Source organism: Nonomuraea sp. NPDC049709, from assembly GCF_040674815.1.
GTDB lineage: Bacteria > Actinomycetota > Actinomycetes > Streptosporangiales > Streptosporangiaceae > Nonomuraea.
Genome location: NZ_JBFANM010000015.1, coordinates 120,216 through 140,514 on the forward strand (window position 1 = coordinate 120,216; position 20,299 = coordinate 140,514).

Sequence of the window (20,299 nt, forward strand, 5' to 3'; positions counted from 1 at the left end):
GAACACTGTCCTTCCATGCGGCCGACCGGGTTAGCTGACGGGCTCGGGCCTGGAAGACGGCCCTACGGCGGTGCCGATTCGCCCCTGGGGGAAAGTTGGGTCCCCGGCTCCACGCAGCGGCTGCGTGGATTAGGCCCGACGGACTCTAACGAAACGGTCAAAAGGTCGCAAATGGCTCAAAACTGGACGTCCGAAAAATGAGATGATGTGTTCGTCAGACGAGACGAGCCGGTAAGGTACCGCCCATGGAGTCGCGTAACATCCGCTTGGCCGTCATCCCCGGGGATGGCATCGGCACCGAGGTCGTAACCGAAGGACTCAAGGTCCTGGAGGCCGTAGGCACGAAGATCGAGCCCACGCACTACGACCTGGGCGCCGCACGCTATCACCGCACCGGCGAGACGCTGCCGGACGCGGTGCTCGACGAGCTGCGCGGCTACGACGCGATCCTGCTCGGCGCCATCGGCGACCCCAGCGTGCCGCCGGGCATCCTCGAGCGCGACCTGCTGCTGCGGCTCCGGTTCGAGTTCGACCACTACGTCAACCTGCGGCCGGTCAAGCTGTTCCCCGGCGTCGAGACCCCGCTGGCCGACACGCCCGCCGAGGACATCGACATGATCGTCGTCCGCGAGGGCACCGAGGGCCTCTACGCGGGCACCGGTGGCACCATGCGGCGCGGCACGCCGCACGAGATCGCCACCCAGGAGTCGCTCAACACCGCCCACGGTGTCGAGCGCGTGGTGCGTTACGCGTTCGAGAAGGCCAAGTCGCGGCCGCGCAGAAAGCTGACCCTCGTCCACAAGACCAACGTCCTCACCTACGCCGGTGACCTGTGGCAGCGCACGGTCAACCGGGTGGCCGAGGAATACCCCGAGGTCACCACCGACTACAGCCACATCGACGCGGCCTCGATGTTCTTCGTCACCCAGCCGGAGCGCTTCGACGTGGTCGTCACCGACAACCTGTTCGGCGACATCATCACCGACCTCGGCGCGGCCGTCGCGGGCGGCATCGGCCTGGCCGCCAGCGGCAACATCAACCCTGAGCGGACCACGCCCAGCATGTTCGAGCCGGTCCACGGCAGCGCGCCCGACATCGCCGGCCAGGGCAAGGCCGACCCCACCGCGACCATCCTGTCCGTCGCCATGCTCCTCGACCACCTGGGCCTGCACGCCGAGGCGGCCAAGGTCGAGCAGGCGGTCGCCGACGACATCGTGGAGCGCCTCGCCGGCTGGGCCGGCCGCACCACGACCGAGATCGGCGACGACATCACCGCGCGAGTATCCGGCTAGGACCGCCTAGCCCCGAAGAAGCGCCTGGCGGTCCGAGAGGACTCGCCAGGCGCTTTTTCGCGTCCGCGTTCCGGCCGTGGAATGGGCTTATCACCCCCATTGGCCGCTTGCCATCCCATATGGCGAGACAATAGGAAGTACGGACTGCCCTCCCGGCCACGGCTGCTCACCGCCACCGGCTCGCAGATCCGCAGACAGTGGGCAGATTCCGGTAGATTTCGGTAGATCGCAGAGAGAAGGACCTCCGTCATGACCATCGCTCAGAAGCTCAGCTTCGACGTGCAGCTATCCGACCACGCTCGCACCGCGGCCGAGCGGGAGCAGGTACTGGCGAACCCCGGTTTCGGGCAGACCTTCACGGATCACATGATCTCGATCGACTACACCGAGGGGCAGGGCTGGCACGACGCCAGGCTCATGCCGTACGGGCCGCTCTCGCTCGACCCGGCAACCTCGGTCTTCCACTACGCGCAGGAGCTGTTCGAGGGCCTGAAGGCCTACCGCCAGATCAGCGGCTCGATCGTGACGTTCCGACCGTACGCGAACGCCTCCCGCTTCAACCGCTCGGCCCTGCGCATGGCCATGCCCGAGCTGCCCGAGGAGACGTTCGTCGACTCGCTGGAACTCCTCGTCGAGACCGACAAGGAGTGGGTGCCCACCACCGAGGGTCACAGCCTCTACCTGCGCCCCTTCATGATCGCCACCCAGGCGGGGCTCGGGGTCAACTACCCGTCGAAGACGTACAAGTACATGGTCATCGCCTCGCCGGCGGCCTCCTACTTCACCGGCGGGATCAAGCCCGTCTCCGTCTGGCTGTCCACCGAGTACACGCGGGCCGCCCCGGGCGGCACCGGCTTCGCCAAGTGCGGCGGCAACTACGCCGCGGCGTTCGTCGCGCAGCGGCAGGCGGTGGAGAACGGCTGCGACCAGGTGGTGTGGCTGGACGCGGGCGAGCACAAGTACGTCGAGGAGATGGGCGGGATGAACCTGTTCTTCGTCTTCGGCAACAAGCTCGTCACCCCGGAGCTCACCGGCACGCTGCTGCCCGGCATCACCAGGGACTCCATCCTGGAGCTGGCCGGCGACCTGGGCCTGGAGACCGAGGAGCGCCTCATCTCGGTGGACGAGTGGCAGTCCGCGTGCGAGTCGGGCGAGCTCACGGAGGTGTTCGCGTGCGGCACGGCCGCCGTGGTGACGCCGGTGGGCGTGGTGAAGGGCGCCGACCGCTCCTGGACCGTCGCCGACGGCACGCCCGGCCCGGTCACGATGCGGGTGCGCGAGGAGCTGGTGGGCATCCAGTACGGCGCCCGCCCCGACGCCCACAACTGGGTCCACAAGATCGTCTGATCGTGTTCCCCCGGGGCGGCGGGCCCGCCCCGAGGGCCCGCGCTAGTTCTTCCTGATCATCGTCATCCCGTCGGCCACGGGCAGCATCAGCACGCTCACCCGGGGATCCGCGATCACCAGGTCGTTGAACTGCCGTATCTCGACCGTCGTGGTCTCCTCGTGCGCCGGGTCGGCCACCCAGCCCCGGCGCAGCGTGTTGTCCGCCAGCAGCAGCCCGCCCGGCCGCAGCCGGTCCATCAGCAGCTCGTAGTAGGCGGGGTAGTTGCCCTTGTCGGCGTCGAGGAAGGCCAGGTCGACCGTCTGGTCGAAGGTGGCGAGCGTCTCCTTGGCGGGCCCGATCGTGAGCGTCACCCGGTCGGCCACCCCCGCCTCGTGCCAGTAGCGGCGGGCCACGGACGTCCACCGCTCGCTGATGTCGAAGCAGTGCAGGGTGCCGCCGGACAGCCCGCGGGCGATGCACACGGACGAGTATCCGGTGAACGTGCCCACCTCCACGACCACCTGGGGCGCCATGAGCTGCGTGATCATGGTGAGGAATCGGCCCTGGTCGGGGGAGATCTGCATGGCCGCGTTCTCGCCCGCGATCTCGGCCGTCTCCTTCTCCAGCTCCTCCAGCAGAGGGTCGGGCGGAGTGGTGTGCTCGAACACGTATCTCGCTACGGCAGGGTCAAGGAGGTATGCCTTCATGCGGCCATTGTTTCCCCTTCGGATAGGGTCTGCGCGATCGACGAGGTGAGAGTGGGCTGATGATGAAGCGGTTGATGGCGGTGGCGGCGGCGTTCGTGGCGATCGTCGTGCTCGGGGCGCTGTCGTTCTTCTCGGGGACCGGTGTGTCGTCCGAGGGGGTGACGCTGACCCGGCAGGCGGACGGTTCGATGATCCTGGCCGACCTGGCGAGCGAGGCTCCCGTGCTGGACGTGTTCGAGGACTTCGACTGTCCCATTTGCAAGGACATGCATGCCAAGGTGGACGGCACGATCCAGAAGCTGGCGCGGGAGGGAAAGGTGAAGGTCGTCTTCCACACCGTGACGATCTTCCAGGACGAGCCCATGCGCTCCAACTCCATCCGCGCCGCGGCGGCCGCCCGCTGCGTCCCGGAGGCGAACTGGCTGGCGTTCAGGGACGAGGTGTACGCCATGCAGCCCGCGCCGCACGGCGAGGCCTCCGGGTTCACCGTCGAGGAGCTGGCCAGGGCCGCCAGGAAGGCCGGGGCCTCGGTGGACTCGTGCGTGACGTCGCAGTCGTACGCGAAGGCGCACGTGGCGGAGACGGCCAAGATCCGGTTGGAGGGCACGCCGACCGTGCTGCTCGACGGGCAGTTGCTGGGCAACGAGGCGTTCGACCCGGTGGCGCTCGAGCAGGCCATCACGGGAGGCGACGGGGTCCAGGTCTGAGGCCCAGGTGTGACGTGCGGTGTCCCAGGACGTGAGACCGGTGTGCCGAATGGTGAATTCATGTGGCAGACTGGGCGGCACCATGTTCTACGGTCTGCTCATTATCGGCAGGCGCGCTGGCTGACACAGGGACACCGCCAGCGCGCAGACCTCTCACGTCCGTGAGGGGTCTTTTTGTTTTCCCGGACACCACAAACCTTCTTCCAGAGAGAAGAGAGACTCATGGCCGACGACCGCTTCCACGTATACGACACGACGCTGCGTGACGGCGCACAACAAGAGGGCCTCAACCTCACGGTCGCCGACAAGCTCGCCGTCGCGCGTCACCTGGACAGCCTGGGCGTCGGCTTCATCGAAGGGGGCTGGCCGGGCGCCAACCCCAAGGACACAGAGTTCTTCAGACGAGCTCGAACAGAGCTCGATCTGAAGCACGCGCAACTAGCCGCGTTCGGCGCGACCCGCCGGGCAGGTGTCAAGGCAGCCGACGACCCATTGGTAGCCGCGTTGCGCGAATCCGGCGCGCCGGTCGTGACCCTTGTCGCCAAGAGTCACGACCGGCACGTGGAGCTGGCCCTCCGCACGACTCTCCAGGAGAACCTCGCGATGATCCGCGACACGGTCTCCCACCTTCGTGCGGAGGGACAGCGAGTCTTCCTCGACGCCGAGCACTTCTTCGACGGTTACAAGTCCAACCCAGCCTACGCGCTGGAGGTCCTCAGGACCGCGGCGGAAGCCGGGGCCGACGTCATCGCCTTGTGCGACACGAACGGCGGCATGCTCCCCGACGAGCTGGCCGAGATCGTCCTCGACGCCGTACGCACCAGCGCCCGGGTCGGCATCCACTGCCACGACGACACGGGCTGCGCCGTGGCCAACACGCTGGCCGCCGTCAAGGCGGGCGCCACGCACGTACAGGGCTGCGCCAACGGCTACGGCGAGCGCTCGGGCAACGCCAACCTCTTCACGGTCGTGGCGAACCTGCAGCTCAAGCGCGGCTTCGACCTCGTGCCCCAGGACGCGCTGGCCGACATGACCCGCATCGCCCACGCGATCACCGAGGTCACCAACGTCACCCCCAACTCCCACGCCCCCTACGTCGGCATGTCCGCCTTCGCCCACAAGGCCGGCCTGCACGCCAGCGCCATCAAGGTCGACCCCAACCTCTACCAGCACATCGACCCCGCCCGGGTGGGCAATGACATGCGCATGCTGGTCTCCGACATGGCGGGCCGCGCGTCGGTGGAGCTCAAGGGCCGCGAGCTGGGTTACGAGCTGACCCCCGAGCACACCAAGACGCTGGTGGAGCGGGTCAAGGACCTGGAGTCCAGGGGCTTCACGTTCGAGGCCGCCGACGCCTCCTTCGAGCTGCTGCTGCGCGACACCGTTGAGGGCGAGCGCAGGCGCCACTTCGAGGTCGAGTCCTGGCGCGTCATCGTGGAGCGCACGAAGGGCGGCGAGCTGGTCAGCGAGGCCACGGTCAAGCTGCACGCCAAGGGTGAGCGCATCGTCGCCACCGGCGAGGGCAACGGGCCGGTGAACGCCCTGGACAAGGCCGTACGCCTGGCGCTGGAGAAGCTCTACCCCGAGCTGGCGAAGCTGGAGCTGGTGGACTACAAGGTCCGCATACTCGAGGGCACGCACGGCACCGACGCCATCACCAGGGTCCTCATCACCTCCAGCGACGAGACCACGGAGTGGGCCACGGTCGGGGTCGCGGAGAACATCATCGACGCGTCGTGGCAGGCCCTGGAGCAGGCGGTCACGTACGGCCTGCTCCGCGCCGGCCGAGACTGCGGCTAGATCAGCCCGGCGGAGAACGTCACGCCGTCCACCGTGACCTTCCCGCCCGAGCACGACACCTTGGGCGAGTCCGTCCCCGGCACGATGATCGTCAGCAGCGACTTCGCCGCCGGGGACACCACCACGTTGGTCGCCTGCTTCGACAGGTACGTCGGCGACACCCAGCCCAGCTTGCCGCCCCGCTCCACCTTCTGCCCGCCGGCCCGGTCGCACGACGCGAGCTGCAGCAGCGTGACCTTGAACTTCCCGTCCGCCAGGACCACCTTGCCGCCGCCCTTGGAGACGACCTTGAGCGACGGGGCGAACCGCCACACGTTCCGGACCTTCTTGCCGCCCGACGCCGTGTCCAGCACCGCCATCAGGTCCTCGCCGTGGTTCACCAGCACCGACCTGGTACGGCTCACCCCGTACGCCTTGTCGGTCACCTTGAACGCCTGCCGACCCTTGCCGTAGTCGGTCTCGACGAGCTTGCTGGCCGTGCGCGGCCTGAACGTGGCCCCCACCACGGTCGGCACGTTGTGCGCCTCGGGCGAGAGCGTCCAGTAGCGGTAGGAGCTCTTCTCGTAGGAGTGGAACCCGCCGTCCACCAGGATGTCGCGCCCCTGCGCGTAGTACGTCACGCCCAGGTGGTCCTCGTGACCGTGGAACTTCATGCCCGGCCCGAACCTGATCGAGTAGTAGGCCGACTCGGGCTTGCCCCACGCGGTGCGCCCGAAGACGTACCCGGCCCGGTAGGCCTTGACCTCCTCCTTCGGCGTGCCCGTGTCCATCTTCGGCTCGGTCTCGGCGCTGCCGTCGCCGATGGGCACCATGTAGCCGTTGGGCATGGTCGAGTGGGCGATGAAGTCCTTGAGGGCCTCGGCGCGCTCGGCGATCTCACCGGGCACCTTGCGATCGCACGCCTTCATGTTGGTCATGGCGACCTGGAGCCGGCCGTACACGTAGACGGCGTAGCGGGGGGCCTGCTCCATCAGCGCGCCCTGCGCGTCCACGTCCAGCTTCACCGTGCCGGTCAACCGGCTGGAGGCCAGGTTAGCCCAGTCCTTGCGGCCGTACCGGCAGCCGATGCCCATGAGCGCGATGTCCTGGTCGATGCCGTGGTTGTGGCCCTTCTTGTACAGGCGGGCGTCCGAGAGGAGCTTGGCGTGCACGGCCAGGCTGTCCTTGAGCCAGCCCTCGTTCACGTGCCTGCTCAGGCAGAGCAGCGGTTGCGTGCGCAGCGAGACCGGGTGGTCCTTCCAGACGTACGGCTGCGTGCCGCGGGCGCCGTACTTGTTGCCGGCCACCCAGTCCTTGGCGATCTCGGCGGCGCGGTCGAGGTAGCGGCGCTCGCCGGTGTTCTCGTACTCGACGACGAGCGTGCCCATCCAGCGCAGCGACTGGAACACGAACTCCCACGACCGGTTCTTGTACGGGCTCGCAGCCCAGTTGATGTCTTTGCCCAACTTGTACGCCGGCAGCCCCACCAGCGAGATCTCGCCTTTCATGACGTCCTCGGCCGTCGGCGTGCCGGGCAGCCAGTCGCCCTGGCACTCCGCGGTGCGGGCCACCTTGTCGGCCTGCGCGGGGCTCACGAAAGCGCCGAGTGCGAGCGTGAGGGCAAGAGGAATCGCAAGCCGGCGCACGCCAGTTCCTTCCGGGACAAAAAGACGAGGGCGGGACATGCTTTCGGAATCGCGATCAACTGGTCAAGTTGAGTTCCCGATTCGTTAGCCGCCCGATGCTGTGCCGCACCCCGGCTGGCGAGGGCGTGCCCGCCGCGACATGCTGGTACTCGTGAGATTCGACGACCTGGTGATCCCCGACACGCCCGCCTGCCGGGGCGCGCTCGAAGTGGCCACCCGCTACCACACGCCTTCGCTGCTCAACCACTCGATCCGCGCCTACCTGTGGGCGGTGGCGTACGCGCAGGACAACGGCATCGCGTTCGACGCGGAGCTGCTGTACGTGTCGGCCATGCTGCACGACATCGGGCTGGTGCCCGAGTTCGACAGCCACACGGTGCCCTACGAGGAGGCCGGGGGGCACGTGGCCTGGGCGTTCTGCGCCGGGGCCGGCTGGTCGCCCGAGCGGCGGTCACGCGCCTGCGAGGTGATCATCAGGCACATGTGGGAGGAGGTCCCCCTGGAGGAGGACCCCGAAGGCCACCTGCTGGAGCTCTCGACCGGCATGGACATCTCCGGCCGCCGCACCGACGAGCTCCCCGCCCTCGTGCGGGAGGAGGTGCTGGAGCGCTATCCGCGGCTGGACATCGTCAAGGAGTTCAGCGTGTGCATCGCCGACCAGGGCGCGCGCAAGGAGTCGAGTTTCGCGGCCGCGTTCGTACGCGACGGCATCGTCGACCGCATCCTGCGCAACCCGCTCGACGGCTGAGGCCGCTACTCCTTCGGGCCGGTGCTCTCGGCGACCTCGAAGGTCCACACCTCCGAGCCCGTCGCCGCGGGCCCCTGCCCGTGCCCGTGACCCTGCGCGCCGGCGGCCTGGGCGGCCTGCGCATGGCCGCGCCGGAAGGCCTCGCCCTCCTGCCACTTCTGGAAGTCCGCCTCGCTGCGCCAGCGCGTGTAGACGAGGTAGCGCTCGGTGCCCTCCACCGGGCGCAGCAGCTCGAACCACTCGAACCCGTCGGCCGACTCGACCATCCCGGCCCGGTTGGAGAAGCGCTTCTCGAGCTCCTCGCGCATCCCGGCGGGCACGGTCAGCACGTTGATCTTCACGACGGACAACAGAGGACCCCTCTCGTCAGCGCACGGCTCGGTGCGGTGAAGGTGCGGGCTCCAGGCTAACGCGGGCCACCGCCGGGACCTGATCCCGGTCCAGCGCGTCCCGCATGTGCGGCAGCGCCACCGTGGACAGGTGCCGGCTGAGCTCGCCGATCGGCACCGACTCGTCGGCGACCACGCGCAGCCGTACCTCGGGGCGGGTTTGCGGGCCCACCAGGTTCGCGTCGGCGCTCAGCACGGCGGGGCTCGACTCCACGTCGGCGGCCACCGCCTGCGCCATGCCGCCCGCCGACACCTCCGTGACGCCGGTCGGGCCGTCCTCGACGCGCAGCGTCCTGCGCGTCTGCCTGCGCCCCTGCACGAACAGCCAGCGCAGCGCCAGCAGCGCGACGACCAGCGACACCAGGGCCGCCAGCCACCAGATCCAGGGGCTGTTGCGGGCGAAGAACCCCACCACGTTGCCGTCCACAACTGTGGTCCGCGCGGCGGCCCAGTCCTGCGGGAACGCGCCCAGCCCGCGGGCCAGGGCGGAGCCTCCCAGGAGCGTCAGCACCAGGCCGACCAGGGCCAGCCCCCACCGGTTGCCCCGGCCCGTCTTCCTGTTCATCGCGTCCGCTCCTTCACGTTCACCGCCACCCGGTACGGCTCCACGAGGTCCAGCCCGGCCAGCCGGGCCAGCACGGCACCGCGTACGTCGTGGCCGAACCCGTCGGGGTCGTGCCCGTACGTGGTGGGCGTGACGGCGACCGTGTGGCCGCGCATGGTGGCCCGTGCCGAGCGCACGCCGGGCACCTCCTCGGCCGCGTGCGCCAGGGCCCGGGTGACGCTCTTCGGGCGCAGGCCGATGATCAGGTCCGGGTCGCCGCTGCGTACCGGCACCATGCTCGGCCGCCCCGGCACCAGCGCGGTCAGCAGCAGGGCCAGCCCCACCAGCGTCACCACCAGCGAGCCCAGCAGGGCCAGCGGGTCCGACCACAGCGTCGAGGAGGCCCAGGACAGCAGGGCGTCGTACGGGATCCAGCGCAGCGGCCGGCCGGCCAGCGCCGAGATCGTCTCGGCGGCCACGAGCAGGCCGAGCAGCGCGAGCAGGGCGGCGACGATGATCGCCGGCGTCCTCCGCTGCGGCCGGAACGCCCGCATCGCGGCCCGGTCGGCGGCCCTCGAACGCGGTGGCTCGACCACGGCCCGATGCGCGCCCGACGGCTCAGGCGGCACCGCGCACACCTCCTGCGCGCTCATGGCAACTCCCGGCCGGGATCGCTCACGACGACACCCCGGCCGGCCGCGGCGCTGTCCAGATCGGCAGCGGCGCCTCGATCGGCGGTGCCTCGATCGGTCGCGCCTCGATCGGTCGCGCCTTGATCGACCGGGGTGCGGTCCGGGCCGGTGGGGACGACGCCTTGGCCGGACGTGGTGACGTCCAGGTCGGTCATGGTGATGTCCAGGCGGGTGACGCGCAGGCCGGTCTGGAGGGCGACGCGCCGCATCACGTGCTCCCTGAGCCGCCCCGCCACCGCGCGCAGCGGCGCCGGGTAGGCCACGCGTACGTTGAGCCGGACCACGGCCTGCCCGCCGTGCACCTCGCCGCTCGACGCGGGCGCCCACGGCAGCCCGCGCAGGTTCACCTCACGCACCTCGGGCACCTCCCTGGCGGCACAGCAGGCGATCTTCGTGACCACCCGGTCGGCGACCTCGGTGCGCCCGCGTCCCTCGGGAGCCGGCAGGGGAGCGGGGCGCTGCGCGGGAACCGTGGACAGGGCGGTCATTTCCGCCTCACGGACAGGCCCGACAGGTTGACCTCGCCGGTCTCGGCGATGCGTCCGACCAGGAAGCCGATCGCGCCGAGCACGAGGACGAGCAGGAACGGGCCCAGCCCGCCGAACGCCCCGACCAGCCCGAGCACGATGCCGACGGCCATCCCGATCAGCGGCGTCCACTGGATGTTGTTCATGATCCCTCCACGATGTCGATGGCGCCGTCGATGATGTCGTCGATGCGCACGTTCACCGGGCGGTCCCCGGCCAGGTCCGCCACGGCCCGCCGGACGCCCTCGGCGGTCTCCGGCAGCGGGCGGGCCAGCGTCGCGACGATGGCGATCTCCACCTCGCGCTCGTCCACGGACACGCCCGTGAGCCGTTCGCCCGGCAGGTACGTGGCCACCGTCCCGAACGGCCCGCCGGACAGCCCGGCCACCCCCGGACACCCCCGCGCCCGCTCGGCGATCAGCCGCGCCTCACCCACGGCCCCGGCCGGCCCACCGGCGCGCGACCGCCCCCCAGCGCGGGACGCCCCTCCGGCGTGGGCCTGCCCGCCTGTGTGGGAGGGCCCGCCAGTGTGGGACGGCCCGCCTGTGTGGGATGGCCCCCCGACATGGGACGGCCCCCCGGCGCCGGGTGGGGCGCCGGCGTCGGCCGGGCCGCCTGTCATTGGACCCGGGGCTCCTGCCCCGCGTCCGTCCTCTGCCCGTCGTGCCCCCTGTCTCTGTCCCGGTCCTGGTCGGGCAGGTGGACGTCGTCCACCCGGATGTTGACCTCGGTCACCTCAAGGCCGCACATCCGCTCGACCGCCCCGATCACGTTCTTCCGTACGGCGGCGGCCAGGTCCGGGATCGCGGTCCCGTACTCGGCCACCAGATCGAGGTCGACGGCGGCCTGCCGCTCGCCCACCTCGACCGTCACGCCCTGGGAGACGCTCGGGTCCCCGCCGACGATGCCGCGCATGCTGCCGAGCGCCCGCGCCGCGCCCGCGCCCATGGCGTACACGCCGGACACCTCCCGGGCCGCCAGCCCGGCGATCTTGGCGACGACCCCGTCGTCGATGCTCGTGGTGCCCTTGTCCGTGACCAGCGAGGTCGCCGAGCCGACGCCCTCCTGGGTCCTGGCCCGTGGCACGGTTCCCGTCGCACCGGCTCCCGTGGGCCGATTAGACATCGTGTCCGACACGATCCGTCACCCCCTAGATGTCTCACTAGAAGGCAGATAACCGCTGCTAAACGACTGAAGCCCAACAAAACGGACTCTAGGTTCATTAATGGACGGTTCCTGACTTGTCCGGGGCAGGGGGTGCCAGAGGTGGGCGGACCGTTCCGGCGGCGGCGATAGCCTTGTCGGGTGCGTATAGCGAGGTTCTCCACAGGCGAAGGCGTCTCGTTCGGCGTGGTCGAGGGCGGCCCCGGCGAGGAGTTCATCTCCACGGTCTCCGGTCACCCGTTCGGCCAGGTGCAGTTCACGGGCGAGCGGTTCCCGCTGTCCCAGGTGAAGCTGCTGGCCCCGATGTTGCCGAGCAAGGTGATCGCCATCGGCAGAAACTACGCCGAGCACGCGGCCGAGCTGGGCAACGAGGTGCCCGAGGAGCCGCTCATCTTCATGAAGCCGTCCACCACGGTGATCGGCCACGGCGAGAACATCGCCTACCCCACGTCGCTGTCCGACCGCGTCGACTACGAGGGGGAGCTGGCCGTGGTGATCGGCAGGCTCTGCCGGGAGGTGCCGGTCGAGCGGGTCAAGGACGTCATCTTCGGCTACACGTGCGCCAACGACGTCACGGCGCGCGACCTGCAGAAGAAGGACGTGCAGTTCACCCGGGCCAAGGGGTTCGACACGTTCTGCCCGCTGGGGCCGTGGATCCAGACCGATCTCGACGCGAGCGACCTGGCGCTGACGACCACGGTCAACGGCGAGATCCGGCAGAGCGGACGCACGAGCCAGCTCATCCACGACATCCCCGCGCTGGTCGCCCACGTCAGCGCGGTCATGACGCTGATCCCCGGCGACGTCATCCTGACCGGCACCCCGGCGGGCGTGGGCCCGCTCGAGATCGGCGACGAGGTCAGCGTCGGCATCGAAGGCATCGGCACACTCACGAACAAGGTGGTCTCCCGTGACTGACGTACGGGTGCGGTTCGCCCCGTCTCCAACCGGCATGTTCCACGTGGGCAGCGCCCGCGCCGCGCTGTTCAACTGGGCTGTGGCCGAGCAGTCCAAGGGACGGTTCATCCTGCGCATCGAGGACACCGATGCCACCCGCAACCGGCCCGAGTGGACCGAGGGCATCATCTCGGCGCTCGACTGGATCGGCATCAACGGCACCAACCCGGTGTTCGAGGGCCCCTACTTCCAGTCGGCCTATGAGCCGCAGCACCGCGAGGCCGTGGCCAAGCTGCTGGCCGACGGCAAGGCCTACTACTGCGACTGCACCCGCGAGCAGGTCCAGGAGCGCACCGGCTCGAAGGACAAGGGCTACGACGGTCACTGCCGCGAGCGCGGGCTGAGCGCGGGCGCCGTCCGCTTCCGCACGCCCGACGAGGGCGTCACGGTGGTCGAGGACCTCGTGCGCGGCCGGGTGGAGTTCCCCAACAACGCGCAGGAGGACTTCGTCATCGCGCGCAGCGACGGCTCGCCCCTCTACGTGCTGGCCAACGCCGTCGACGACATCACCCAGGGCATCACCCACGTGGCCCGCGGCGAGGAGCACCTGCCCAACGCCGCCAGGCAGGAGCTGCTCTGGCCCGCGCTGGGCGCGACCCCGCCGGTCTGGGCGCACCTGCCGGTGATCGTCAACGAGCAGCGCAAGAAGCTGTCCAAGCGCCGCGACAAGGTGGCGCTGGAGGACTACCGCGCGGAGGGCTACCTGCCCGAGGCCATGGTCAACTACCTCATGCTGCTCGGCTGGGGCCCCGGCGAGGACCGCGAGATCCTGCCGTGGTCGGAGATGGTGCCGCTGTTCAGGCTGGAGGACGTCAACCCGTCCAACGCGTTCTTCGACGAGAAGAAGCTGCGCGCGTTCAACGGCGAATACATCCGGGCGCTGCCGCTGGAGACGTTCGAGGAGCGCTGCACCCCCTACCTCGACCCCTCCTGGGACCACGAGCTGTTCAGCAAGGTCGCGGCGCTGGCCCAGACCCGCATCGCGGTGCTGTCGGAGATCCGGCAGAACGTCGACTTCCTCTTCCTGGACGAGCCGGTCTTCGACCAGGCGTCCTGGGACAAGGCGATGAAGAACGCCCCGGAGGAGATCCTCTCCGGCTACCTCGAGCGCATCGAGGCCGTGAGCTGGGACCCGGAGTCGCTCAAGGAGGCGCTGGAGGAGGTCGGCACGGCCCACGGGCTCAAGCTCGGCAAGGCCCAGGCCCCGGTGCGGGTGGCGATCACCGGCCGGACGGTCGGCCTGCCGCTGTTCGAGTCGATCGAGGTGCTGGGCCGCGAGCGGGCCCAGGACCGCCTGCGCGCCGCCCTGGCCCGCCTGCGCGGCTGACTTTCGATCGCCGAGCCATCGCGGAACCGGACGTTCCGCGATGGCTCCTAACGTCACCGTCATGACTTACTTGGTGACGGGAGCCACCGGCTCCGTAGGCAGGCACGTCGTCGCCCACCTCCTGCGGGCGGGCCACCGGGTACGCGCCCTGACCCGGGATCCCGGCAGGGCCCGGCTGCCCCGGGAGGTCGAGGTCGTCCGGGGTGACCTCGCCCGTACCGACACCCTCGTCCCCGCCCTCCGGGGCGTCACGGGCGTGCACCTGATCGACGTCGCCGACTCCGCGTACGCGCCGCTCCAGAACGGCCGGGAGATCGTCGAGCTGGTCCGGGACGCGGGCGTGCGCAAGGTGACGCTGCTCAGCGGCTGGTCGGCGGGCACGCTGGAGCCGGCCGTGATCGGGAGCGACCTCGACTGGACGTACGTGCAGCCGACCGAGTTCATGGCCAACGCCCTGGCCTGGGCCGAGCCGGTGCGTACGCGGGGTGTGGTCGAGGAGCCCTTCGGCGCCACCAGGACCGCGATGGTGCACGAGGCCGACATCGGCGCCGTCGTCGCCACCGCCCTCACCGAGGACGGCCACCGCGGCCACTCCTACGGCCTCACCGGCCCCGAGCTGCTCGACGTGCCGGCCAAGGTCAGGATCCTGTCCGAGGCGATCGGCCGCGAGATCGCCTTCGTCGAGCTCACCGTGGACGAGATGCGCGAGCGCTACCGCGCGCAGGGCGTGCCGGAGGAGATGATCGAGTTCCAGATCGACGTCTTCGGCAACGTGCCCGCGGACGCCTACCGGGTCACGCCCACGGTCGAGCAGGTGACGGGGCGGCCACCGCGCACTTTCGCGCAGTGGGCCGCCGAACACGTCGACCGGTTCAGCTGAGGCCGCTGAAGGACCAGCTGAGGCCGTACAGGATTCAGATGAGGCCGCGGCGGGCGAGCAGCGGCTGGATGCTCGCCTCACGCCCCCGGAAGTTGCGGAAGGCCGTCAGCGGGTCGATGCTGCCGCCTCGGGAGAGCAGCTCACGGCGGAAGTGGTCGCCGTTCTCCCTGGTGAGCCCGCCGTTCTCCTTGAACCACTCCACGCTCTCCGCGTCGAGCACCTCGCTCCAGATGTAGGAGTAGTAGCCGGCGCTGTAGCCGCCGGAGAAGATGTGCGCGAAGTAGTTGGTCCGGTAGCGCGGCCTGACCAGCGGGAAGGCGATCCGGGCGGCCTCGAGAGCGGTCGCCTCGAACGCCTCGGGGTCGGCCACGGTCTCTCCTGGGGCCAGCTTGTGCCAGGCCCAGTCGAGCAGCGTCGCGGCCAGGTATTCGACGGTCTGGAAGCCCTGGTTGAACTTCTCGGCCGCCTGCAGCTTCTCCACCAGCTCGGCGGGCATCGGCTCGCCCGTCTCGTGGTGCTTGGCGTAGTTGGCCAGGATCTCCGGCCAGGTCACCCACATCTCGTTGACCTGCGACGGGTACTCGACGAAGTCGCGCGGCACGCTGGTGCCCGACACGCGCGGGTAGCGCACCTGCGAGAACAGCCCGTGCAGCGCGTGGCCGAACTCGTGGAAGGCCGTGTTCACCTCGTCGTACGTCAGCAGCGTCGGCCCGGAGGCCGGCTTGGTGACGTTGAGGTTGTTCATCACCACCGGCCGCAGCCCGAACAGGAACGACTGGTCGACCAGGTTGTTCATCCACGCCCCGCCGCGCTTGGTGTCCCTGGCGTACGGGTCGAGCACGAACAGCCCCAGCCGGCTCCCGTCCTCGTCGAACACCTCGAACACGGTCACGTCGGGGTGGTAGCCGCCCAGGTCGGGCCGCTCGGCGAAGGTGATCCCGTACAGCTTGGTGGCCGCGAAGAACACGCCGTCGCGGTAGACCCGGTTCAGCTCGAAGTACGGCCGCATCGCGGAGCCGTCGAACTCGTAGCGGGCCTGGCGCACCTTCTCGGAGTAGTAGGACCAGTCCCACGGCTCGATCGCGAACCCGGCCTGCTCCGCCAGCGCCTCGGCCTCCTTCTCGGCGTTGCGCACGGCGGGGCCGACGAGCTGGCCGAGCATCTCCTCGACCGCCTCGACGGTCTTGGCCGTCTGGTCGGCCACCGAGTAGGCCGCGTGGCTGGGGAACCCGAGCAGCGCCGCCCGCTCGGCCCGCAGCATCGCCATTCTGGCCGCCAGGTCGAAGTTGCCGGGCGCCCGGCCGACGCTCAGCTCGTACAGCCGGCGGCGCACGTCACGGTCGGTCAGCTGGGCCAGGCCCGGCTGGGCGGTGTAGTTCAGCAGCGGCAGGACGTACGTGCCGTCGTCCTTGCGCAGCGACTCGATCTTGGCCTCGTCGAAGCCGTCGAGCTCCTTCGGGTCCGTCACCACCAGCGCCGACTCGGTGGACGCCTTCAGCAGGCTCTGCGCGAACTCGGTGGAGAGCTTCGACAGCTCCTCGTTGAGCGCGCGCAGCCGCTCCTGCTCCGGCTCGGACAGGTCGGCGCCGGCCCTGATGAAGTCGTCGCGGTACTTCTCCAGCAGCCACGACTCCTCGGCGTCCTCGGTGGTCACCTGTTTGATCCGGGCCCACAGCGCCCGGTTCAGCCGGATCGCGTCGCTGTGCCGGGTCAGCTGGGGTGAGATCTCCTTCTCGATCTCCATGATGCCGTCGGTCGAGTCGGACGCGGCGATGCTGAAGAAGACCGTGGCCGTGCGGTCGAGGATCCGGCCGGATCGCTCCAGTGCGGCGATCGTGTTGGCGAACGTCGGCGGCTCCGTGCCGCTCGCGATCGCGTCGACCTCGGCCAGCTGCTCGGCCATGCCGCGCTGGAACGCCGGCAGGTAGTGCTCTTCGCGGACGTCCGCGAAGGGGGGCAGCTCGTACGGCAGGTCGCTTGGTGCGAAGAACGGATTCTCGGCCAACGCTCGGGCTCCTCCACGTGGTGTTTTGTCCCCTTCAGCTTGGCACGACCGAGTGCCTCCCTGACGCGGCGGAGGGCGGGTTGGGCAATCGTTTTGGTCTTACCCCCCGAGCTGGGCTATTCTTTCGGACGTCGCCAAGCGCGCTCCGCGAGGAGCTCGCAACGGTGGGGTATGGTGTAATTGGCAGCACGACTGATTCTGGTTCAGTTAGTCTAGGTTCGAGTCCTGGTACCCCAGCATTGAACGGATGTCTCCTCATGGAGGCGTCCGTTTTTTCATTTCGCCAGCCGGTCGAGGATTTCGGTGATCTGCCGATAGGTCCTGGGGGTCGGCGCGTGCGGGCCCTCCACCGTGAAGACCTTGAACCTGTTCTCCGGCGTCGCCTCGTCCGCCTCCCTGATCATGCGATCCTGCAGGGCCGGCGGGATCACCCGGTCCAGCGTCTGCCTGACGTACACCCGCCGCACCCGACCCCAGGCGTCCTTGCGGCCCCGGGCGTCCGCGCTGGAGACCTGCAGGCTCTCGTCCGGCAGCGACGAGTTGAGCATCGCGAGAAACTCCCCGTCGGTCCCCTCTGCCATGAACGCCGCCTTGGCGGCGTCCAGGAACTTCTTGTCGTTGGTACGCCAGTTGATCCGGATCGCCCTGAGCACCCTCGGATCGCCGACGACACCCGGCAGGATGGCGCTCCCGAGGCTCGTCCTGCCCTCCGGCGTCTCCAGGTACGCGGCCGGCGAGCTCAGCTTCGTGCAGCAGTAGGCGCCCACGTAGACCAGGCGGTCGATCAGGTCGGGCACCTCGTCGGCCGCCTTGGTGATCGTCGAGCCGCCCAGGCTGCCGCCCACGAGGATGACCGGGCCGTACCGGGAGACCCGGCGCACGACGTCCACCGTGGCCTCCACGTAGTCGTCCAGCGTCACCCCGGCCATCGGGGAGGGGAGCGCGGCGAGCTTCGCCAGGTCCTGCGGCGCCTGGTAGGCCCGGTGGAGTTGCTCCTCGGGGCCGTGCCCCGGCAGGCTCACGCCCACGGTGCGGTGGCCGCGCAGCGACAGCTCCGAGTCCCCGGTGGCCACGCCGTTCGAGCCGGTCACGAAGACGAACGTGGTCACGTCCTTCCGCTTGGCGGCGGCCGTGGCGGCACCGGCGACTCCGCCTGCGGTGACTGTGCCGGCGGCTCCGGCGGCGGCGAGTTGGAAGGCGGTTCTGCGGGTCAGTTCGTTCATGCCTCGATGCTCGCCGAGCCCGGGGTCGCCCCACATCGCCCGCCCGGACGGAGAAGCGGTTGACACCGGACATCAACCGATCGGTGGATGCCGTGCCAGGCTGGACCCCATGAGCCGGCTCGACGGCCGCGAACGCTGGGCCTTCCTGGGACTCGCCTACGCCCTGCTCGCGGTCTCCTCGATCGCCGCCGCCCTCATCGACGGGGGCGGCCCCGCCGCGCTGCGCAGCCTGGCCGACCCGATCATCACCTGGCTGACCGGCCCCACCACGGGACCCGCCACCGGGCCTACTTCGCAACCCGCCACGGGACCCGCCACGGGACCCGGCACGGGGCATGAGGCGGGACCCGTTGCGGGGATCGTTTCGCTGATCACCGGCCTGCCCTGGCCCGTATTCGCCGCGGCCGCCACCCTATGGCTGGCCCCGATCGTCTGGCTCCACCCACGCCGCGACACCCGAAGCGTGCTGGTCGTGGCCCACTACCTCGTCCTCATCGCCCTCGCCGGCGCCCTGACCGCCGAGAACGCGGCCTTCATCGTGTTCGCCTCGGTCGGCTACCCGCTCGCCATCGCCATGCTCCCCGCCCGGCTGGTCATGGCCGGCGTGACGGTCACCGCCATCGTCAACGTGGCCGCCCAGTCCGCCCCCGGAGACCGCACGGCCCTGCTCACCGTGATCGCCGGTGTCGCCCTGCCGCTGATCGTGGCCGGCTGGTACGTCTCCGCCGAGCACGACAAGCGCCGCCGCCTGGTCCAGCGGCTGCGCACCGCCATGGACGAGAACGCCGACCTCAACGCCAGGCTCCTCGACCAGGCCAGGCGCGCGGGCGTACTCGACGAGCGGCACCGCGTGGCCGGCGAGATCCACGACACGGTCGCGCAGGACCTCGTGGCGCTGATCGGCCAACTCGACGCCGCCGGCCGCGCCACCCGGGACGAGTCCCGCCGCGGCCACCTCGACCGCGCCGCCGAACTGGCCCGCCGCGGCCTGGCCGAGACCCGCCGATCCGTACGCGCGCTGCGCCCCCGGCCGCTGGAGGACGCCAGACTGCCGGAGGCGATCGGCCACATGGCCCGATCGTGGGCCGAGGCGGCCGGCGTGGAACTCCGGCTCGAGATCACCGGCACCCCGGTCGCCCTGTCCGCCGACGTGGAGACCGCCCTCTTCCGCGTGGCCCAGGAGGCACTGGCCAACGTCGCCAAGCACGCCAGAGCCACCAGGACGGCGCTCACCCTGTCGTACACGGACGAAGACCTCCTTCTCGACATTCGGGATGACGGAGCCGGCTTCGCCCCGCAGGAGCCCGCTGACGGCTTCGGCCTGGACGGCATGCGCCGACGACTCCGCAGCGTCGGCGGCACCCTGGAGATCGAGTCCGAGCCGGGCCACGGCACCACCATCGCCGCCGCCGTACCCGCGATCCCCGTGGACGACGAGGAATGAGACGATCCCGTTCTGAGGGGACGTCCGTTCAGAGGGACACCCGTCCTGAGGAGTGCAGAGGGACGCCCGTCCGAAGGGAAGACCCGCTCGGAAGGGGACCCGCCCGAGGGGGACTCGCCCAAGGCGGAGACCGGCCCGGGGGTTCGCCCGAGGGGAAGACCCGCGCAAAGAGGAGGGCCCGGTCCTGACGAGGAGGCCCGCTCAGAGGCGGAAGGTTCGTTCAGAGGGGAAGGCTCGATGCCACTACGGCTCCTGATAGCCGACGATCACCCGATCGTGCGCGACGGCCTGCGCGCGGCCCTCGACGGCGAGCCGGACATCGAGGTCGTCGGAGAGGCGGCCGACGGGGAGGAAGCCGTGCGCCTGGCCGCCGAGCTCACCCCCGACATCGTCCTCATGGACCTGCGCATGCCCGGCCTGGACGGGGTGAGCGCCATCCGCCGGCTCAGCGGCACCGGCCCGCGAGTGCTGGTGCTGACCACGTTCGACACCGACGTCCTGCCCGCGCTCGAAGCGGGCGCCAGCGGCTACCTGCTCAAGGACGCCCGGCCGGAGGAACTGGTCAGCGCCGTGCGCGCCACCCACCGCGGCGAGACCGTCCTCGCCCCCGCCGTAGCCGGCCGCCTGGCCGACCACCTGCGCAGGCCCGCCAGGGGCAGGCTGAGCAAGCGCGAGCTGGAGGTGCTGCGCCTGGTGGCCGGAGGAGCCACGAACAAGGAGGCGGCGGCCAGCCTGTTCATCAGCGAGGCCAGCATCAAGACACATCTGCTGCACATCTACACCAAACTCGACGTCCGCGACCGCGCCGCCGCCGTCGGCGAGGCCTACCGCCGCGGCCTCCTCACCGACTGACCCCAGCCTTCCGCCCGGCCACCTGGGATTGCCAGCCGAGCCTGCTCACCCGAGTCCGCCCGCTGGCTCCAGCAGTTGGCTCCACCGGT

21 protein-coding genes, 1 tRNA gene and 1 riboswitch are annotated in these 20,299 nt (G+C 70.1%); of the genes, 11 read left to right on the forward strand and 11 right to left on the reverse strand.

All coding sequences use genetic code 11. The features are described from left to right. Nucleotides 1-4: 4 nt before the first annotated feature. A riboswitch (cyclic di-AMP (ydaO/yuaA leader) is annotated at nucleotides 5-146 on the reverse strand. Between the two features lie 99 nt (nucleotides 147-245). Together AB0J69_RS17255 and AB0J69_RS17260 are read left to right on the forward strand one after the other, a co-directional pair. Next, on the forward strand, nucleotides 246-1,292 hold the full coding sequence (locus AB0J69_RS17255; RefSeq protein ID WP_364117908.1) for a 3-isopropylmalate dehydrogenase: 1,047 nt from the start codon (nucleotides 246-248) through the stop codon (nucleotides 1,290-1,292). Nucleotides 1,293-1,541: 249 nt separating this feature from the next. Continuing rightward, the gene (locus tag AB0J69_RS17260) at nucleotides 1,542-2,639 is read left to right on the forward strand and encodes a branched-chain amino acid aminotransferase (protein WP_364117910.1); all 1,098 of its coding nucleotides are present in this window, start codon (nucleotides 1,542-1,544) and stop codon (nucleotides 2,637-2,639) included. 42 nt (nucleotides 2,640-2,681) lie between these two features. Here AB0J69_RS17260 and AB0J69_RS17265 read toward each other — a convergent pair whose 3' ends face one another. Continuing rightward, a complete protein-coding gene (locus tag AB0J69_RS17265; RefSeq protein ID WP_364117912.1) occupies nucleotides 2,682-3,326 on the reverse strand; it encodes an O-methyltransferase in 645 nt (214 codons plus the stop codon). 59 nt (nucleotides 3,327-3,385) lie between these two features. On the opposite strand from AB0J69_RS17265, the gene AB0J69_RS17270 reads away from it, so the two are divergent. After that, nucleotides 3,386-4,033 carry a thioredoxin domain-containing protein gene (locus AB0J69_RS17270; RefSeq protein ID WP_364117914.1) on the forward strand — a complete coding sequence of 216 codons (648 nt, stop codon included), beginning with the start codon at nucleotides 3,386-3,388 and terminating at the stop codon, nucleotides 4,031-4,033. A 222-nt stretch (nucleotides 4,034-4,255) separates the two neighbouring features. Further along, entirely contained in the window at nucleotides 4,256-5,833 is a 1,578-nt protein-coding gene (gene cimA / locus AB0J69_RS17275) for a citramalate synthase (RefSeq protein WP_364117915.1), read from the forward strand. Here cimA and AB0J69_RS17280 read toward each other — a convergent pair. After that, a complete protein-coding gene (locus tag AB0J69_RS17280) occupies nucleotides 5,830-7,458 on the reverse strand; it encodes a heparinase II/III family protein (RefSeq protein WP_364117917.1) in 1,629 nt (542 codons plus the stop codon). The genes cimA and AB0J69_RS17280 overlap by 4 nt on opposite strands. Before the next feature lie 151 nt (nucleotides 7,459-7,609). On the opposite strand from AB0J69_RS17280, the gene AB0J69_RS17285 reads away from it, so the two are divergent. Then, nucleotides 7,610-8,206 carry an HD domain-containing protein gene (locus AB0J69_RS17285; RefSeq protein WP_364117919.1) on the forward strand — a complete coding sequence of 199 codons (597 nt, stop codon included), beginning with the start codon at nucleotides 7,610-7,612 and terminating at the stop codon, nucleotides 8,204-8,206. Nucleotides 8,207-8,211: 5 nt separating this feature from the next. Here AB0J69_RS17285 and AB0J69_RS17290 read toward each other — a convergent pair whose 3' ends face one another. The 7 genes from AB0J69_RS17290 to AB0J69_RS17320 form a co-directional block, all read right to left on the reverse strand. Continuing rightward, a complete protein-coding gene (locus tag AB0J69_RS17290) occupies nucleotides 8,212-8,556 on the reverse strand; it encodes an antibiotic biosynthesis monooxygenase (protein WP_364117921.1) in 345 nt (114 codons plus the stop codon). 16 nt (nucleotides 8,557-8,572) lie between these two features. Next, nucleotides 8,573-9,160 carry an alkaline shock response membrane anchor protein AmaP gene (locus AB0J69_RS17295; protein ID WP_364117923.1) on the reverse strand — a complete coding sequence of 196 codons (588 nt, stop codon included), beginning with the start codon at nucleotides 9,158-9,160 and terminating at the stop codon, nucleotides 8,573-8,575. Next, nucleotides 9,157-9,792: a DUF6286 domain-containing protein gene (locus tag AB0J69_RS17300; protein WP_364117925.1), complete on the reverse strand. Its 636-nt coding sequence runs from the start codon at nucleotides 9,790-9,792 to the stop codon at nucleotides 9,157-9,159. Before AB0J69_RS17300 ends, AB0J69_RS17295 begins: the two co-directional genes overlap by 4 nt. Then, complete coding sequence (locus AB0J69_RS17305) at nucleotides 9,789-10,319, reverse strand: hypothetical protein (protein ID WP_364117927.1); 531 nt, start codon at nucleotides 10,317-10,319, stop codon at nucleotides 9,789-9,791. The genes AB0J69_RS17300 and AB0J69_RS17305 overlap by 4 nt, the downstream gene beginning before the upstream one ends. Further along, entirely contained in the window at nucleotides 10,316-10,504 is a 189-nt protein-coding gene (locus AB0J69_RS17310) for a hypothetical protein (RefSeq protein WP_364117929.1), read from the reverse strand. Before AB0J69_RS17310 ends, AB0J69_RS17305 begins: the two co-directional genes overlap by 4 nt. Then, a complete protein-coding gene (locus AB0J69_RS17315; protein WP_364117930.1) occupies nucleotides 10,501-10,794 on the reverse strand; it encodes a hypothetical protein in 294 nt (97 codons plus the stop codon). Before AB0J69_RS17315 ends, AB0J69_RS17310 begins: the two co-directional genes overlap by 4 nt. A 182-nt stretch (nucleotides 10,795-10,976) precedes the next feature. After that, nucleotides 10,977-11,444 carry an Asp23/Gls24 family envelope stress response protein gene (locus AB0J69_RS17320; protein WP_364117932.1) on the reverse strand — a complete coding sequence of 156 codons (468 nt, stop codon included), beginning with the start codon at nucleotides 11,442-11,444 and terminating at the stop codon, nucleotides 10,977-10,979. A 219-nt stretch (nucleotides 11,445-11,663) separates the two neighbouring features. Here AB0J69_RS17320 and AB0J69_RS17325 point away from each other — a divergent pair, with 219 nt between their 5' ends. The 3 genes from AB0J69_RS17325 (at nucleotide 11,664) to AB0J69_RS17335 (ending at nucleotide 14,686) form a co-directional block, all read left to right on the forward strand. Next, nucleotides 11,664-12,440 carry a fumarylacetoacetate hydrolase family protein gene (locus AB0J69_RS17325; RefSeq protein WP_364117934.1) on the forward strand — a complete coding sequence of 259 codons (777 nt, stop codon included), beginning with the start codon at nucleotides 11,664-11,666 and terminating at the stop codon, nucleotides 12,438-12,440. Then, nucleotides 12,433-13,806 carry a glutamate--tRNA ligase gene (gene gltX / locus AB0J69_RS17330; protein WP_364117936.1) on the forward strand — a complete coding sequence of 458 codons (1,374 nt, stop codon included), beginning with the start codon at nucleotides 12,433-12,435 and terminating at the stop codon, nucleotides 13,804-13,806. The genes AB0J69_RS17325 and gltX overlap by 8 nt, the downstream gene beginning before the upstream one ends. A 61-nt stretch (nucleotides 13,807-13,867) precedes the next feature. Continuing rightward, entirely contained in the window at nucleotides 13,868-14,686 is an 819-nt protein-coding gene (locus AB0J69_RS17335; protein WP_364117938.1) for an NAD(P)H-binding protein, read from the forward strand. Nucleotides 14,687-14,720: 34 nt separating this feature from the next. On the opposite strand, the gene AB0J69_RS17340 is transcribed toward AB0J69_RS17335, so the two are convergent. After that, a complete protein-coding gene (locus AB0J69_RS17340; RefSeq protein WP_364117940.1) occupies nucleotides 14,721-16,691 on the reverse strand; it encodes a M3 family metallopeptidase in 1,971 nt (656 codons plus the stop codon). Between the two features lie 165 nt (nucleotides 16,692-16,856). Here AB0J69_RS17340 and AB0J69_RS17345 point away from each other — a divergent pair. Then, nucleotides 16,857-16,928: transfer RNA gene (locus tag AB0J69_RS17345), tRNA-Gln, on the forward strand. A 38-nt stretch (nucleotides 16,929-16,966) separates the two neighbouring features. Here AB0J69_RS17345 and AB0J69_RS17350 read toward each other — a convergent pair. Further along, nucleotides 16,967-17,914: an alpha/beta fold hydrolase gene (locus AB0J69_RS17350; RefSeq protein WP_364117941.1), complete on the reverse strand. Its 948-nt coding sequence runs from the start codon at nucleotides 17,912-17,914 to the stop codon at nucleotides 16,967-16,969. Nucleotides 17,915-18,023: 109 nt separating this feature from the next. On the opposite strand from AB0J69_RS17350, the gene AB0J69_RS17355 reads away from it, so the two are divergent. Next, nucleotides 18,024-19,358 (forward strand): sensor histidine kinase, encoded by a 1,335-nt coding sequence (locus AB0J69_RS17355; RefSeq protein WP_364117943.1) that lies wholly within the window; start codon nucleotides 18,024-18,026, stop codon nucleotides 19,356-19,358. A gap of 237 nt (nucleotides 19,359-19,595) precedes the next feature. Then, nucleotides 19,596-20,210 (forward strand): response regulator transcription factor, encoded by a 615-nt coding sequence (locus AB0J69_RS17360; RefSeq protein ID WP_364117945.1) that lies wholly within the window; start codon nucleotides 19,596-19,598, stop codon nucleotides 20,208-20,210. The last annotated feature ends 89 nt before the right edge of the window (nucleotides 20,211-20,299 follow it).

Excerpts from the sequence above, each read along its gene's own strand:
- AB0J69_RS17260 (WP_364117910.1), top strand. The coding sequence starts at position 1,542 with ATGACCATCGCTCAGAAGCTCAGCTTCGACGTGCAGCTATCCGACCAC.
- AB0J69_RS17310 (WP_364117929.1), bottom strand. The coding sequence starts at position 10,504 with ATGAACAACATCCAGTGGACGCCGCTGATCGGGATGGCCGTCGGCATC.
- AB0J69_RS17295 (WP_364117923.1), bottom strand. The coding sequence starts at position 9,160 with ATGAACAGGAAGACGGGCCGGGGCAACCGGTGGGGGCTGGCCCTGGTC.
- AB0J69_RS17335 (WP_364117938.1), top strand. The coding sequence starts at position 13,868 with ATGACTTACTTGGTGACGGGAGCCACCGGCTCCGTAGGCAGGCACGTC.
- AB0J69_RS17350 (WP_364117941.1), bottom strand. The coding sequence starts at position 17,914 with ATGAACGAACTGACCCGCAGAACCGCCTTCCAACTCGCCGCCGCCGGA.
- AB0J69_RS17355 (WP_364117943.1), top strand. The coding sequence starts at position 18,024 with ATGAGCCGGCTCGACGGCCGCGAACGCTGGGCCTTCCTGGGACTCGCC.
- AB0J69_RS17270 (WP_364117914.1), top strand. The coding sequence starts at position 3,386 with ATGATGAAGCGGTTGATGGCGGTGGCGGCGGCGTTCGTGGCGATCGTC.
- cimA (WP_364117915.1), top strand. The coding sequence starts at position 4,256 with ATGGCCGACGACCGCTTCCACGTATACGACACGACGCTGCGTGACGGC.
- AB0J69_RS17360 (WP_364117945.1), top strand. The coding sequence starts at position 19,596 with ATGCCACTACGGCTCCTGATAGCCGACGATCACCCGATCGTGCGCGAC.
- AB0J69_RS17255 (WP_364117908.1), top strand. The coding sequence starts at position 246 with ATGGAGTCGCGTAACATCCGCTTGGCCGTCATCCCCGGGGATGGCATC.
- AB0J69_RS17265 (WP_364117912.1), bottom strand. The coding sequence starts at position 3,326 with ATGAAGGCATACCTCCTTGACCCTGCCGTAGCGAGATACGTGTTCGAG.
- AB0J69_RS17305 (WP_364117927.1), bottom strand. The coding sequence starts at position 10,319 with ATGACCGCCCTGTCCACGGTTCCCGCGCAGCGCCCCGCTCCCCTGCCG.
- AB0J69_RS17300 (WP_364117925.1), bottom strand. The coding sequence starts at position 9,792 with ATGAGCGCGCAGGAGGTGTGCGCGGTGCCGCCTGAGCCGTCGGGCGCG.